12 protein-coding genes are annotated in these 14,240 nt (G+C 67.5%); 5 read left to right on the forward strand and 7 right to left on the reverse strand.

Annotated features, from left to right (window positions below):
* Window positions 1–292 precede the first annotated feature (292 nt).
* Window positions 293–2,230, forward strand: a complete 1,938-nt coding sequence (locus tag CV023_RS12480; RefSeq protein WP_442859940.1) for a histidine kinase — start codon at window positions 293–295, stop codon at window positions 2,228–2,230.
* A 210-nt stretch (window positions 2,231–2,440) separates the two neighbouring features.
* Window positions 2,441–3,889 carry a serine hydroxymethyltransferase gene (gene glyA / locus CV023_RS12485; RefSeq protein ID WP_230746082.1) on the forward strand — a complete coding sequence of 483 codons (1,449 nt, stop codon included), beginning with the start codon at window positions 2,441–2,443 and terminating at the stop codon, window positions 3,887–3,889.
* A 3-nt stretch (window positions 3,890–3,892) separates the two neighbouring features.
* On the opposite strand, the gene CV023_RS12490 is transcribed toward glyA, so the two are convergent.
* Window positions 3,893–4,276: a hypothetical protein gene (locus CV023_RS12490; RefSeq protein ID WP_230746084.1), complete on the reverse strand. Its 384-nt coding sequence runs from the start codon at window positions 4,274–4,276 to the stop codon at window positions 3,893–3,895.
* A complete protein-coding gene (locus CV023_RS12495; protein WP_230746086.1) occupies window positions 4,273–5,364 on the reverse strand; it encodes a CPBP family intramembrane glutamic endopeptidase in 1,092 nt (363 codons plus the stop codon). The genes CV023_RS12490 and CV023_RS12495 overlap by 4 nt, the downstream gene beginning before the upstream one ends.
* A gap of 152 nt (window positions 5,365–5,516) precedes the next feature.
* Between CV023_RS12495 and CV023_RS12500 the strand changes: the two genes are divergently transcribed.
* The gene (locus tag CV023_RS12500; RefSeq protein WP_230746087.1) at window positions 5,517–6,887 is read left to right on the forward strand and encodes a sensor histidine kinase; all 1,371 of its coding nucleotides are present in this window, start codon (window positions 5,517–5,519) and stop codon (window positions 6,885–6,887) included.
* Window positions 6,884–7,561, forward strand: a complete 678-nt coding sequence (locus CV023_RS12505) for a response regulator (RefSeq protein WP_230746088.1) — start codon at window positions 6,884–6,886, stop codon at window positions 7,559–7,561. Before CV023_RS12500 ends, CV023_RS12505 begins: the two co-directional genes overlap by 4 nt.
* Before the next feature lie 76 nt (window positions 7,562–7,637).
* On the opposite strand, the gene CV023_RS12510 is transcribed toward CV023_RS12505, so the two are convergent.
* Together CV023_RS12510 and CV023_RS12515 are read right to left on the reverse strand one after the other, a co-directional pair.
* The gene (locus CV023_RS12510) at window positions 7,638–8,399 is read right to left on the reverse strand and encodes an SDR family NAD(P)-dependent oxidoreductase (protein WP_230746089.1); all 762 of its coding nucleotides are present in this window, start codon (window positions 8,397–8,399) and stop codon (window positions 7,638–7,640) included.
* A gap of 338 nt (window positions 8,400–8,737) precedes the next feature.
* Window positions 8,738–9,316, reverse strand: a complete 579-nt coding sequence (locus CV023_RS12515; RefSeq protein WP_230746090.1) for an NADPH-dependent FMN reductase — start codon at window positions 9,314–9,316, stop codon at window positions 8,738–8,740.
* A 243-nt stretch (window positions 9,317–9,559) separates the two neighbouring features.
* Between CV023_RS12515 and CV023_RS12520 the strand changes: the two genes are divergently transcribed.
* Window positions 9,560–10,222 carry a TetR/AcrR family transcriptional regulator gene (locus CV023_RS12520; protein WP_230746091.1) on the forward strand — a complete coding sequence of 221 codons (663 nt, stop codon included), beginning with the start codon at window positions 9,560–9,562 and terminating at the stop codon, window positions 10,220–10,222.
* A 48-nt stretch (window positions 10,223–10,270) separates the two neighbouring features.
* Here the strand turns inward: CV023_RS12520 and CV023_RS12525 are convergent, their stop codons facing one another.
* The 3 genes from CV023_RS12525 to CV023_RS12535 are packed head-to-tail and all read right to left on the reverse strand — an operon-like array spanning window position 10,271 to window position 14,213.
* A complete protein-coding gene (locus tag CV023_RS12525; RefSeq protein ID WP_230746092.1) occupies window positions 10,271–12,031 on the reverse strand; it encodes a dipeptide ABC transporter ATP-binding protein in 1,761 nt (586 codons plus the stop codon).
* Window positions 12,028–13,122 carry an ABC transporter permease gene (locus CV023_RS12530; protein ID WP_230746094.1) on the reverse strand — a complete coding sequence of 365 codons (1,095 nt, stop codon included), beginning with the start codon at window positions 13,120–13,122 and terminating at the stop codon, window positions 12,028–12,030. Before CV023_RS12530 ends, CV023_RS12525 begins: the two co-directional genes overlap by 4 nt.
* Entirely contained in the window at window positions 13,122–14,213 is a 1,092-nt protein-coding gene (locus CV023_RS12535) for an ABC transporter permease (RefSeq protein ID WP_230746096.1), read from the reverse strand. The genes CV023_RS12530 and CV023_RS12535 overlap by 1 nt, the downstream gene beginning before the upstream one ends.
* Window positions 14,214–14,240: the final 27 nt, after the last annotated feature.

A 14,240-nucleotide genomic window follows, 5' to 3' on the forward strand; every position in this document is an offset into this window, starting at 1 on the left:
GGCATTCGACACCACACCGTCAGTGTCCTCCCCCATCGATGCACCCCCACGTCCGAACACGTACCCTGAGAAAGTGCCCCGCACCCCCGAACAGCCGCCGAACGCTCCCGGCGCCCCGCCTCGGCGTCCGGACGACGAACCTGCCGAGACCGCCTGGCCGGAACGTCGGCCCGCCGGCTCGTGGTGGTCGCGGATGTGGCGCAACCTGGGCCGTGACACGGTCCTCATCATCCCGGGCCTGGTCATCTCGCTCATCGCGTTCCCGGTCCTCATCGCCCTGTTCTCGGTCTCGATCTCGACCGTCATCATCTGGATCGGCGTCCTGCTCCTGCCGCTGACGCTCTATGTCGCCACCGGATTCGCAAACCTCACCCGAGCCCGCGCACGACAGTGGGGCGCCCCCATCGCCGAGGTGGTCCGCCGACCCCGGAACCGCGGATTCCGGGCCTGGATCGGGGTCATGGCCGATGGTCGGCGCTGGCTCGATCTGCTCTTCGAGACCATCTTCGCCCTGCCCATCCACCTCTTCACCTTCGCCGTGTCCGTGTCCTGGTTCTTCGCCGGCCTCGGCGGGGTCACGTTCTTCTTCTGGGGCCGATTCCTGCCCCCGGATGACACCGATCTCATCGACTTCGTCTCCGCCTGGGTCACGAACTCCCCGCTGACCGACCTCGGCTTCGGCGCCGAGGCCACGTTCCAGTTCGTCACCGGGCTCGTCCTCCTGCTCACCTTCCCCTTCGTCCACCATGCGATGGCCAGGCTCGAGATCCTGGCGATCACGGCAGGACTGGCCCCCTTCGAGGGATCGGGCACCTCGGCGGGAAAAGCACGAGCCGGTGACGAGGCGGGCCGCGACCCGAGTGCGGCCGCGGCTGCCTCGGCGGGACTCTCGTCACCGGCAGCTGCGGGTTCATCGTCGGGGTCCGGCGCTGATTCCTCGTCGGGGTTCGGCACTGAATCCTCGGCCGGGTCCGGCTCATCTGCGGCCGCCTCGCTCCTGTCGCGGGCGGGCAGCGAGGGTTGGTTCTGGCTGCTGAGCATCTTCGTCGCCGTGGCGCTCGTGGCCATCTCCTGGCCGGTCACCGCCGTGGCCTATGGAGTCTGGACAGTGACGGCGATGCTCATCGCGATCGGGCAGAGCGCAGCCCTGGTGCTGGCGGTGCGCATGCCTGCGGCCGCGATCGTCCTCGGCGTGATGTCCTCGGCGGTCGGCATCTATGCCACCTCCGATTCGACCGGGCTGGTCTGGCCGTGGGCGACGACGTCGATCCTCGCGCTGCTGTTCCTCCATCTCATCGTCGGGCTGCGCCACAGCTGGCTCCATCTCGTCATCCTGTGGGCGGCGAGCGCAGCCCTCGGTGTGCTCAGCCTCATCGCTCCGCACGCCGGAGAGCTCTCCGGGGCTCTGGCCAATGTCATCACGACCGTTTCGCTGGCCGCGGGGATCTCGGCGGTCGCGGTCGTCGGCAATCTGTGGATCCGCAGCCGCGCCCGCTTGGAGTCCGAACGCAGACTCAGCGCCGAAGAGCTGGCCAAACGACAGGAGCTCGAGGAGCGCAACCGGATCGCCCAGGAACTCCACGATGTCGTCGCGCACAGCATGTCCGTCATCAGCGTGCAGGCCACGACCGCGCGCTACCGTCTGCCCGATCTCGACGGACGCAGCCTCGAGGAGTTCGACTCGATCGCCGGTTCGGCCAGACAGGCGCTGACCGAGATGCGGGGCCTGCTGGCGATCCTGCGGGGCGGCCGCGATGCGGATCTGGCACCGCAGCCCGTGCTCGACGACATTCCCGCCCTCGTGGCCTCGACCCGCGGTTCGGGCGCCGAGGTGGAGCTCGAGTTCGCGGCGGAGTCCGCCGGAATCTCCGCGACGGTCGGCCTCACGGCGTTCCGCGTCGTGCAGGAAGGACTGTCGAATGCACTGCGGCATGCTCCCGGTGCGGCCGTGCAGGTGACGGTCCGCCCCGTCGACGAGCAGCTGTGGGTCGCCGTCGTCAACGGGGCCGCGAGCAACGGCGCCCACGGCGGCGGGCGGGAGACCGCCGGGCACGGGGGCGGGCCGGACCCCCTCGGCGGGGATCGGACGGGCACTCGCCACCTCGGCGGCGGATTCGGTCTCAAAGGTATGCGCGAACGCGTCGAAGCCCTCGACGGCACCCTCCGGGTCGGGCCGACTCCCGAGGGTGGCTTCGAAGTCGTCGCGACCCTGCCCACCACGACTCCCTGAGGTCGGGGAGTTCTGCGGGCGCCGTCTCGATCGTTCGAAATCGTGCAGAAGTTCCTCATACGCACTCTTGAGTGAGAAACCGCTGTTCCGCGTCCGCGGTTGCCTATGCTCGTGGTGAGGTCAGCGACCCGCACAGGCACCACCTGATCGAGAACTGCCGCCACCTGCACGCGAGCAGCCGCCACCCCGAACGAGACGAAGGAGTCACCCGTGTTCCAGACACCCCAGCCCTGGATTCCCGGCGAGAGCCGCAAGCGCATCGAGACCATCGCGAACACCCACCTCGGCGGGGGCGGCAGCGCCGACTCAGGTGCGAGAGCCGGTGCCGATTCGGACGCGACCACCGCGGCGATGTCGCAGGTCACGGCCACGCTCGAGTCCCTCATCGCCGATTCCGACCGCCTTCACGACGAGACGGCCTTCAACCTCAATCCCGCCTCGAACGTGCTCAATCCGCGGGCGGCCGCGCTCCTGGCCAGTGGCTCGGGATCACGGACCTCGCTCGGCTATGCGGGGGCGAAATACGAGATGGGCCTCGAGCACATCGAACAGGTCGAAGTCATCACCGCCGAACTCGCGGCCCGCCTGTTCAATGCCGAATTCGCCGAGGTGCGCGTCCCGTCCGGAGCGATGGCGAACCTCTACGCGTTCATGGCCACCTGCCGTCCGGGCGAGACCATCATCGCCTCCCCGACGACGATCGGCGGGCACGTCACCCACCATGCCGAAGGAGCCGCCGGACTCTACGGACTCACAACCGTCGACGCCCCGGTCGACCCGCACACCTTCAGCTATGACCTCGACGCTCTGGCCCGCCTGGCGCGGGAGGTCAGACCCTCGCTGATCACCATGGGCGGCTCGCTCAACCTGTTCGCCCACCCCGTTGCGCAGGTCCGTGAGATCGCCGACGAGGTCGGCGCCCGCCTCCTCTTCGACGCCGCCCACGTGTGCGGCATGATCGCCGGTCGGCAATGGGCCAACCCTCTCGACGAGGGCGCCCACATGATGTCGATGAGCACCTATAAAAGCCTCGGCGGACCCTCTCACGGGCTGCTGCTGAGCAACGATGCGGACCTGTCGCAGCGCATCGACGCCATCGCGTTTCCCGGCATGACCGCGAACTTCGATGCCTCCGCCGTGGCCGCCCTCGGGGTGACACTGGCCGATTGGATCGCCTGCGGGACCGACTACGCGACCGAGATGCGGGCGAGCGCATCCGCCCTGGCCGCGGAGCTCTCGGCACGCGGCGTCGCCCCCTTCGAATGTACTGCCGGCTTCACCGATTCGCACCAGTTCGGGCTGCTGGCCGCCCCGTTCGGCGGCGGCACCCGGGGCGCCCGGATCCTCGAGTCCGCCGGGTTCCTCACCTCGGGCATCGGCCTGCCCGTTCCCGAGGTTCCCGGAGACCAGAACGGCATCCGGGTGGGCACCCCGGAGATCGTCCGCCGCGGCATGAGCCGAAACGATATGCCGCGGCTGGCCGAGCTCATGACCCGTGCGCTCGAGATCGCTCGGGTTCCCGAGTGGCAGACTCCCGGCGGTGCTTCCCGGGATGATGGGGCCCGGCCCTCCACCCCCGCCGAGGCGGCTCTGCGTGAGATCGCCGCCGAGGCGGCCGCGTGGCGGAAGGACTTCACCGCGGTGAGGTTCACCGTCTGACGCTCATTCTCTGAACCCCTTGGGCAGGCGGGTGTCGACGAAGCCCGCGGCGAAGGCACCGATGATGAGAAGGACCAGCATGGCGATCATGCCCGCGAACTCCCTGAGCACGGGGGCGGTGAACCCGAAGATCTCGGGCCAGATGGCGTAGACCGCCACACAGCACAGGCCGAGCAGTCCGAAGATGTTGAGCGTGAACCTGCCCGGGGAGCGCTTCCGCTCTCCGCTGTAGCCGGCGGCCTTCTCCTCAGGTGTGCCGAATTCGGACTCGGGGCTCGTGCCCGCAGCCGTCGTCGTCTCCCTCACCTCGGTGAGGACGGCGAGTACCTGGTCCTCTTCGCAGCCGCGCCGGCGCAGATTCTGGGCGAGATCCTGGTAGTAGCTCATGCTCGCGTCGCCTCCGCATCGATCGCGGGGGCGGCGTCCCCGCGGGGACGCGGCGTTTCGGGCTCTCCGCGACCACCTCGGCGCCGGGCATCGAGGATGACGATCCCGGCGAAGACGATCGGGGCGGCGATCGACATGATGACCTCAACCGTCGGGGCACTCGTCGCGTTGAGGTCAGCCCCGGAGAGCACGCCGAGGACGAAGGCGAAGAGGTTGTTGACCACATGGAACGCGATCCCGGCCTCCAGCCCGCCGGTGATGATGGTCAGCGTGCCGACGATGACGGCGAAGATCCCGACATCGATGAGCCCGGGCAGATCGTAGACGTGGCCGAAGACGAAGAGCGGCACGGGGATGAGGACCGCCCAGGCCGGATGGCGCAGCCAACTGCCGATGACGTTCATCGCCAGTCCGCGGAAGGCGACCTCCTCGGCCGCGGCTTGGAACGGGACGAGGAGAAGCAGCGCGATGAGCATGCCGACGACGTGTCCGTTCCACACGACTCCCGAGGTCAGGCCGCTCATCGTCCCGTCGGTGAAGAGGACCATGATGACCGCGCAGACCACCCACACGGGCATGCTGAACAGGAGATATCGGCCGAGTCGACCCCACCTGATGCCGCGCCCGATCGAGATCATCGAGGAGAACCACCGCCGGTAGACACAGAGAGTCGCGAACTCCACCGCCGGCCACATGAGGATGACATTGACCAGGCCGAACACGACACCAGCGACGGAGTTGAAGTCGAAGAACCTGTCCGCCACGGCATCGAACTCCGCGCCGTCGACGGTGACGAGCGCCCAGATGAAGAAGCAGGCGAATTGGACGAACACCGCCACCCCGTAGAACACCGCGGCCAGGACCACCGTGAGGATCGGGCTGAACCACCGGTGGTTCGGCTGCGAGGCGAACTGGCGATGATAGGCGGGGGCCAATCGCCGAGGTGGCCCGGCGTGGGCATCCCGCCCGCCGTGGGCGGGCGGCTGCTGAGCCGGGTGCTGCTCGGTCGGATGCTGTTGGTTCGAGTGGGACTGTTCTGAGTTGTGCTGTTCTGAGTGATGCTGCTCGGAGTGGTGCTGAATTGACATGCCTCCACCCTTTCGCGGCATCGCCGCGCCGACCATCGGTCGACGGCATGGTCCTTGTCATCCATCCGGGTGAAAGGCCTCGTCTGGGAGATTGCCGGATTTCACCCTTTCGGACGACAGCGCCGCCGTCGCAGCCCGGGTAGTGTCGAAGTGTGACAACTCGCCCCAGCCGCCGCCCCCTCATGCATGCCCTGCTCTGGACAGGCATCTCCGCCCTCATCGGCGTGCTCGTGCTCATCATCGTCGTCGGGACCGAATGGCCGCAGGCCGAGAGCGCCGGTGCCGAAGCCGGTGCACTCAGCGCCGAACTCTTCCTCCACATCGGCTTCGGCCTCATCGCCCTCGCCTGCCTTCCGATCGTCCTGATCTGCGACGGCCGCAGGGTCCCGCGCAGACAGCTGCGGCCGAAGGTCCTCGCGGCCGAGAAGCTGCGCGAGTTCCTCACTGCCAGCGGCCACGGCGGGGAGGATTTCCTCGCCGCGGACGGTTCCGTCGAAGCCCTGCAGCGCCGACCCGGCGGCTGGGTTCCGGTCACCGTGGGGATCGCCGGGATCCTCATCGGCACCGTCAGCATCCTCGGCGCCTTCGCGGCCTCCCTCATCCTCATCTCGCTCTCGGCCCGGCGCAGCTGGTCCCTCGACTTCGTGTGCCTCGCCGCCGCCGTGGCCGCCCAGTCGACGACCTACATCCTCACTCCCCATGCCGTCGGCGCCTTCGAACTCCCGCTCTTCCTCGTCAACGGCACCGTGTTCGCCGTGCTCGTCGTCATCGGCGTCATCCGCGGTGCCCGCGAGCAGGGCTTCATCGACTCCGCCGCCCAGACCCTGCTGCGCGAACGTTCCCGCCAGGACCGCGCCATCGCAGAGGTGCGCCGCGGCATCGCCCGCGACATGCACGATTCGCTCTCCCACCACCTCTCCGTCATCGCCATGTACTCCGGTGCTCTGTCCGTCCGCCAGGACCTCGACCCGGAGGAGGTGCGGGAGAACGCACGCCTCATCGCCCACAGCGCGCGCCGTTCTGGCATCGAACTCCGCGAGGTCCTCACCATGCTCCGCAGCGACGATCAGGGCACCGTCATCGATCCCGACATCGACCGCCTCGTCGCCCAGCGTGGGGACACCGTCGAGCTGCGCTACTTCGACCCGATCAGCGCCGAGGTGCTCCACCGCTGCGGGGCACTCGAGCGGACCACGATCTACCGCTTCGTCCAGGAGGCGATCACGAACGCGGTCAAGCACGCCCCTGGCCAGAAGGTGAGCATCCGCCTGGCCTTCGACGAGGAGGCGAGCGCCATCGAATTGATGGCGAGCAACCCGCATACGGGACTCGCCCCGGCCTTCCGCGCCGGGGCGCAGCAGCTCGTGACCGGATCCGGCTTGGGCCTGCTCGGGCTGCGGGAGAGAATGGAGGCCATGGGCGGGGACCTGACGGTGACGACGACACCCGAGTTCACCCTGCGGGCCCGCATCCCCATCGATGCCTCCGTACTGATTACCGACGAGAACGAGGTATCACCATGACGATTCGAGTCATCATCGCCGACGACGAGTCGCTCATGCGCTCGGGCCTGCGCCTCCTCCTCGGCGCCGCCGAGGACATCGAGATCGTTGCCGAGGCGGTCAACGGCTCCGAGGCGATCGACCTCGCCCACGAGCTGGCCCCAGATCTCATCCTCATGGACATCCGCATGCCCGTCATGGACGGTCTCGAGGCGACGCAGACGCTCATGGACCGCCCCGATCACCCGCAGGTGCTCGTCCTCACTGCCTTCGGCACCGACGAATTCGTCGATCGGGCCCTGCGCTCGGGTGCGGCCGGGTACATTCTCAAGGACACTCCGCCCGATGAGCTCATCAACGCCGTCCGGGCCGCTGCAGGCGGGACCCGCACCCTCTCCCCGAGCGCGGTGGAGTCCCTGCTGGGACGGGGCACCGCCTCGGCGTTGGGGTCTGCGGAGGCGGGAGCGGAGTCCGGGACCAGGTCCGACCCGAACGCACCCGACCCGCTGGACGCGCTGACCTCACGGGAACGCGAGATCGCCGAGGCGGTCGCGCAGGGGATGACGAATGCGCAGGTGGCCCGCGCGCTGTTCGTCTCCACGGCGACCGTGAAGACGCATCTGGCGCGCATCTTCTTCAAGCTCGGCGTGAATACGCGGGTGCAGCTGGCGCTGCTCGTCAACGAACGGCGCTGAGCCCCGAGCCATCGGGCTCAACGTGCTGAGCTGCGGGCCATCGGGCTCAACGCGCTGAGCTGCCGGCTTCAGCCGATCATTTCGGGGCCATGCGGATCGCACCGTCGAGGCGGATCGTCTCCCCGTTGAGCATCGGATTGGCCACGATCGATTCGACGAGCTGTGCGTACTCGGCCGGTTTGCCCAGCCGTGCCGGGTGGGGCACGGACTTGCCCAGCGACTCCTGCGCCTCGGCGGGCAGGCCTGCCATCATCGGGGTCTCGAAGATGCCCGGGGCGATGGTCACGACGCGGATGAGGGAGGCCGCGAGCTCACGCGCCATCGGCAGGGTCACCGCGGCCACGGCGCCCTTGGACGCCGAATAGGCGATCTGCCCGATCTGGCCGTCGAAGGCGGCCACCGAGGCGGTGTTGATGATGACTCCGCGTTCCTCGCCCAGCGCCTCCTGGTTCTGCATCGCCGCTGCGGCGAGGCGGCAGACGTTGACGGTGCCGACGATGTTGATGTTCAGCACCTTGGTGAAGGCCTCGAGCGGGAGCGGGCCCTTGCGGGACACGAGCTTGCCGGGAGTGGCCACGCCCGCACAGTTGACGACGAGGCGCAGGGCGCCGAGGCCGGTGGCGGTGTCGACGGCGGCCTGCACCTGCTCCTCGTTCGTGACGTCGGCGGTCACGAAGTGGGCGGCTTCGCCCAGTTCCGCGGCCACCTGCTGGCCCACCTCGGCGTTGAGGTCGACCATGACGACCTGGGCTCCGGCGGCCAGGAGCCGTTCGGTGGTGGCGCGGCCGAGTCCGGAGGCGCCGCCGGTGACGAGGGCGACCGAGTTGCTGAGATCCATGAGAGTCCTTCGCATCACTTAAGTGAACGTTCTGTTGATTCGACTCTAGCTGAACCCTGTGGGGCAGGTCACCTGAGGCCGGCGCTGGAGTTAGTCGGGCTGGGGCTGGTCGTGTTGGGGTTGGTCGTGCTGGGGTTGGTCTCTGGGTGCGGGGCCGGCAATGGATGACGTGCTCCGATCCGCGCACATTCCTCTGTGCGCATTCCGGAGCAGAGTGAGCGGATTCAGGTATGGCGAAGCCCGCCGATCGTGACGACTGGCGGGCTTCGAGCGCATCAGGCGGGCTGTGGGTTCAGCGGTACCTGCGGATTCAGTTGGCGCCTGTGGGTTCAGTGGGCTCAGGCGGCCTGTTCGTCGGCGGCGCCTTCGCGTACGGACTTCAGGGCCTCTCCCCAGCTCACGAGGTCATCGACCATCGAGGCGAAGGGCGCGGCCGAGACCTCGGTCGGAGCGAACTGACCTTCGGCGACATCGGTGAAGATCGAGAACGACGCCTGATCGCGGACGACAGCGAGCTTGTAGTTGGCGAGGATGTGGCGGAGGTGCTCGGCGGCACGCACGCCCTTGTCGGCACCATAGTTGATGATGCCGGCGACCTTGTGGTTGAACTCGGTGGCGACGAAGTCCAGCGCGTTCTTCAGCGAGCCGGAGATCGAGTGGTTGTACTCGGGGGTGACGAAGATGAAGGCATCGAACTCATCGAGCTTCGCACCCCAGGCCTTGGTGTGGTCGTTGGCGTACATCTTGGCGCCGGCGGGAACGACCTCGTCGAGCAGGGGCAGGTTGAAGTCGCCGAAATCGACGACCTCGGCGCGGACGTCATCGCGACCGGCCAGCTGGTCCTTGGCCCAGGCGACGATCTGCGGGTTGAGCGCCTGCGGGCGCGAGGTTCCGGGAATGATGGCGATGTTGAGCATAACGATCCTCAAAGTCGGTGTCAGTATGGTTCGGGCACGAACCACTCAGAGCAAACCTGATTGAAGGGTCAATCATTCCGATTCCACGACGTGATGCCGCTCACAGGCCGGGCAGCATGCCGCCTGCAAGCACGCCTCTCGCCTTTTCTCGGCGTTTCCGACTCCCGCGCGGGCGCGGTCATGTAAGGTCGTTGGGCAAGTGAAAGACTGTTCGATAGACGACTGCCAAGGAGTTCGGTCACCGTGCGTTCAACCAACGGCCGCAACAACATCCTCCGCTCGGCCCGGGACACCTTCGCCAGCAAGGGCTTCGACGGCGCCTCGATCCGCGATATCGCGCAGGCCGCCGGGCTCAGCCTCTCGGCACTCTACTACTACTTCCCGTCCAAGCAGGAAGCTCTCTACGAGCTCGTCCACACCGCGTACATGTGGTACATCGACCACAGCCGCGCCGTCATCGCCGATGTCGCCGATGACCCCACGGAGCAGCTCGTGGTCGCTGTGCGCTATCTCGCCCGTTACCGGATGGAGAACGTGTCCGTCTCCACGGTGCTGCTGCGCGACACGGAACGGCTGACCGGCGACAACGCCGTGCGGGTCAAAGACGTCCAGCGCGAGGCTCGGGACATCATGGGCGAGATCGTCCAGTCGGGCATCGACTCCGGTGCCTTCACAGTCACCAGTGCGCAGCTGGCGACCCGCGCGATCCACTCCATCTGCAATTCGCTCTCGCTCTGGTACCGTCCCACGGGCGATCTGACCCCGGATGACATCGAGCGCGACTTCACGCAGTACTCGCTGCGCATCCTCGGCATCGACCCAACCAAGACGGAGCTCGACCGCCTGCTGGACCTGCCCGTCAACCAGGCCGGAATGCTCGACTTCATCTCCGACACCAAAGCCTGAGCCCCAGCCCCCGTCAGGTAGTTCTGGGGCGGCGTGGTCCGCGCAGACTCAGCCGGCGGTGGGGCGGAGAGTCCGGGCGAGTTCGCGGCGTTTGGCCTGCTCGGCTGGATCGGGCACCGGCAGCGAGGCGATGAGCCGCTTCGTGTAGTCGTTGCTCGGCGCACCGAGCACCTTCTCCCCCGTTCCCTCCTCGAGCAGCTCACCGTGGAAGAGCACGCCGATGCGGTCGGAGAGCATATCGACCACAGCGAGGTCGTGGCTGATGAACAGGGCCGCGAAGTCGAAGCGGTTCTGCAGCTCGACGAACAGCTCGAGCACCTTCGCCTGCACGGAGACATCGAGCGCCGAGGTCGGCTCATCGGCGATGAGCAGCTCCGGATCGAGCGCCAGACCCCGCGCCAGCGAAGCTCTCTGCCGCTGCCCGCCCGAGAGCTCGTGCGGGTACCGCGAGGCATAGGCCCCGGGCAGCTGCACCGAGTCGAGGAGTTCGAGCACCCGCTTCGACCGATCCGCCGAACTGAGATCGCGCTTGTGGATCGCGAAGGGCTCCGCGATGCACTCCCCGATCGTCAGGTGCGGGTTGAACGAGGCGGCCGGGTCCTGGAAGACGAACCCGATCCGCCGCCGGATCTTGCCGAAGCTGCGCTCCTTGAACCCGACCATCTCATGGCCGAGCACCGTGAGGCTGCCGCCGCTGGCCCTGGTCAGACCCGCGATCGCACGCCCGATCGTGGTCTTCCCGGACCCGGACTCACCGACCAGGCCGTAGACCTCGCCGGCCCGAATGTCGAAGCTGACCTTCTTCACGGCGTGGAAGTCCGGTCGCCCGATCCCACCCGGGTAGACGATGTCGAGATCCCTGGCGACGACGATCGGATCCCGCTCAGCCCGGTCGGCATCGCCAGCCCGGCCCGCGACGCCCGCGCGGTCCGCAACTGCGCCGGCCTCCCCCGCCGAGGCCGCCTTCCGGCTGCCGGCGACGGTCGAGCCCAGCCGGGGCACGGCCGCGAGCAGGTCACGGGTGTACTGCTCTTTCGGTTCGCTGAAGAGCTGCTCGACAGGCGAGACCTCGATGAGGTCCCCGCGGTACATCACGGCCACCCGGTCGGCGAGGTCGGCGACGACGCCCATGTTGTGGGTGATGAGCACGATCGCCGTGCCCGTCTCGTCGCGCAGCTCACGGAGCAGGTCGAGGATCTCGGCCTGGACGGTGACGTCGAGGGCCGTGGTCGGCTCATCGGCGACGATGAGCTCGGCACCGAGCGCGAGCGCCATGGCGATGACGATGCGCTGCTTCTGACCGCCGGAGAACTGGTGCGGATAGTAGTCGTAGCGGCTTTCGGCATCGGGGATCCCGACCTGCCGCATGGCCGCAACGACCTTGGCCTTGAGTTCGGCCTTGCTCGCCCGCCTGTGGTGGGCGCGCAGGCCCTCGGCGATCTGCCAGCCCACCGTGTAGACGGGGTTGAGCGCCGTCGAAGGCTCCTGGAAGACCATCGAGACATCGGATCCGCGCATCTTCCGCAGCTGATCGGCCGAGACGCTGAGCACGTCCTTGCCGGAGACGATGACCGCACCGGAACGCTGCGCGGTCTCCGGCAGCAGACCGAGGATAGACCGCGCGGTCACGGTCTTGCCCGAGCCCGATTCGCCGACGATCGCGAGCACCTCGCCGGGGGTGACCGAGAGGGACACGTCCTTGACCGCGTGGACGTCGCCGCCGTCGGTGGAGAAGGTGACGTCGAGTCCGTCGATGTCGAGGATGCTGCCGGCCGCCGAGGCGGTGGTGTGCTGTGTCTTCCTGCTCATGCCGTGGCCTCCGCCTTCGTCGCAGTCTTCGCTCCGGCGCCGCCGGACTTCGTCTTCGCCTTCCGGCGCACCCGCAGACGCGGGTCGTTGAGGTCGTTCATCGACTCGCCGACCAGGGTGATGCCGAGCACCGTGAGCACGATGGCCAGGCCCGGGAACACCGAGGTCCACCACACGCCGCTGGTCACATCCGGCAGCGCCTTGTTGAGGTCATAACCCCATTCCGACGCCGAGGTGGGTTCGATTCCGAAGCCCAGGAACCCGAGCCCGGCCAAGGTCAGAATCGCCTCGGAGGAGTTGAGTGTGAAGATCAGCGGCAGGGTCCTCGTGGCGTTGCGGAAGATGTGCTTCGAGATGATCCGCGTCTTCGAAGCGCCGAGCACGATCGCCGATTCGACGAAGGGCTCGGCTTTGAGCCGCAGGGTCTCCGCGCGGACGACGCGGAAGTACTGCGGAATGAAGACCACGGTGATCGAGAAGGCCGCGGCGGCGATGCCGCCCCAGGCGCTCGACTGCCCGCCGGAGATCGCGATCGACATGACGAGCGCGAGCAGCAGGGTCGGGAAAGCGTAGACCGCATCGGCGATGACGACGAGGATCCGGTCGAGCCAACCGCCGAGGTAGCCCGAGATGAGTCCGAGGATGACTCCGGCGAAGATCGACATGATCACGGCCACGATGATCACGGCCACCGCGGTCTGCGCGCCCCAGACCACGCGGGAGAAGACGTCGTACCCGCCGACGGTCGTGCCCCAGATGTGGGAGCCGCCGGGTGGGAGCTTCGAGCCGAAGTTGCCCTCGGCCGTGCCCAGCTGGTTGTAGCCGTAGGGGGCGATGAGCGGGGCGAAGATCGCGCAGATGAGGACGATGCCGCAGAGCACGAGCCCGGTGATGAGCATGCCGCGCTGCAGTCCCACGGACTGGCGCAGGTGCGAGACGATCGGCAGGCGGGAGAACCAGGACTTCTTGGCCTTCTCATCGAAGGCGATGGCGGGGACACCGGAACCGGGGGCCGCCTCGGCGACGTTCTCGTTCTCAGCAGTCGAGGCTGCGATGTCCGGTGTGGACGGTGTGTTGTCGTCGGTGGGCATCAGTACCTCACTCGGGGGTCGATGAAGGCGGCGATGACGTCGACGAGGAAGTTCGTGAACGCCACGATGACGGCGAGGAAGACGACGATTCCCTGGACGGCGACGAAGTCACGGGCGGTGAGGTATTCGGCGAGTTTGAAGCCGAGCCCCTTCCATTCGAACGTCGTCTCCGTGAGCACGGCACCGGCGAGCATGAGCGCGATCTGCATCCCCATCACCGTGATGATCGGGATCAGCGCGGGACGGTAGGCGTGCTTGGTGACCAGCCGGTATTCCGATATTCCGCGCGAACGCCCGGAGTCGATGTACTGCTGGCCGAGCGTGCCGATGAGATTCGTGCGCACGAGGCGGAGGAAGACTCCCGCCGTGAGCACTCCGAGGGCGATCGCCGGCAGCACCGCGTGGGCGAGCACATCACCGAGGACCTCGAAATTGCCGATCCGGATCGCGTCGATGATGTAGAACCGGGTCGGCGCGACCACTCCGGACATGATGTATTCGGTCTGGGTGGTGCCGCGTCCGGCAACCGGCAGGATCGGCAGGAAGACGCCGAAGATGAGCTTGAGGATCATGCCCGCGAAGAACACCGGGGTCGCATAGCCGAGGATCGCGAGGATGCGCAGGGCGGCATCCGGGGCCTTGTCACGGTGGTAGGCGGCGAGCATGCCCAGCGGAATGCCGAGGATGAAGGCGACGATGAGGGCGTAGAAGACAAGCTCGATGGTCGCGGTTCCGTAGCTGAGCAGGATGGAGGTGACCGGCTGCCCGTCGGAGACGGCCGTGCCGAAATCACCCTTGAGCAGGTTGCCCATGTATTCGAAGTACTGGATGAGGATCGGTCGGTCGTAGCCGGCGGCGTGGATGCGCTCGGCCAGCTGGCTCTGGGTCAGACGTCCACCCAGGGCGGCGGTGATCGGGTCACCGGTGATCCGCATGAGGAAGAAGACGAGTGTGGTGAGAATGAAGATGGTGGGAATGATGAGGAGGAACCGGATGAGGACGTAGCGTCCCAGTCCGCCTCCCGAGGGCTTCTTCACCGCGACCGAGGTCTCGGCGGCTTCTGCCCCTGGTTCGCTGATATCTGCAGTCATGTGTTCCTTCGGTGGTTCTCGTTCAAT

The organism is Brevibacterium sp. CCUG 69071 (genome assembly GCF_021023135.1).
In the GTDB taxonomy this organism is placed as follows: domain Bacteria; phylum Actinomycetota; class Actinomycetes; order Actinomycetales; family Brevibacteriaceae; genus Brevibacterium.

What these genes read in the sequence shown, in the direction of transcription:
- CV023_RS12515 (WP_230746090.1), bottom strand. Translation starts at nt 9,316, where the DNA reads ATGCTCAACATCGCCATCATTCCCGGAACCTCGCGCCCGCAGGCGCTC.
- CV023_RS12510 (WP_230746089.1), bottom strand. Translation starts at nt 8,399, where the DNA reads ATGGATCTCAGCAACTCGGTCGCCCTCGTCACCGGCGGCGCCTCCGGA.
- CV023_RS12525 (WP_230746092.1), bottom strand. Translation starts at nt 12,031, where the DNA reads ATGAGCAGGAAGACACAGCACACCACCGCCTCGGCGGCCGGCAGCATC.
- CV023_RS12535 (WP_230746096.1), bottom strand. Translation starts at nt 14,213, where the DNA reads ATGACTGCAGATATCAGCGAACCAGGGGCAGAAGCCGCCGAGACCTCG.
- CV023_RS12495 (WP_230746086.1), bottom strand. Translation starts at nt 5,364, where the DNA reads ATGTCAATTCAGCACCACTCCGAGCAGCATCACTCAGAACAGCACAAC.
- CV023_RS12530 (WP_230746094.1), bottom strand. Translation starts at nt 13,122, where the DNA reads ATGCCCACCGACGACAACACACCGTCCACACCGGACATCGCAGCCTCG.
- CV023_RS12490 (WP_230746084.1), bottom strand. Translation starts at nt 4,276, where the DNA reads ATGAGCTACTACCAGGATCTCGCCCAGAATCTGCGCCGGCGCGGCTGC.
- CV023_RS12505 (WP_230746088.1), top strand. Translation starts at nt 6,884, where the DNA reads ATGACGATTCGAGTCATCATCGCCGACGACGAGTCGCTCATGCGCTCG.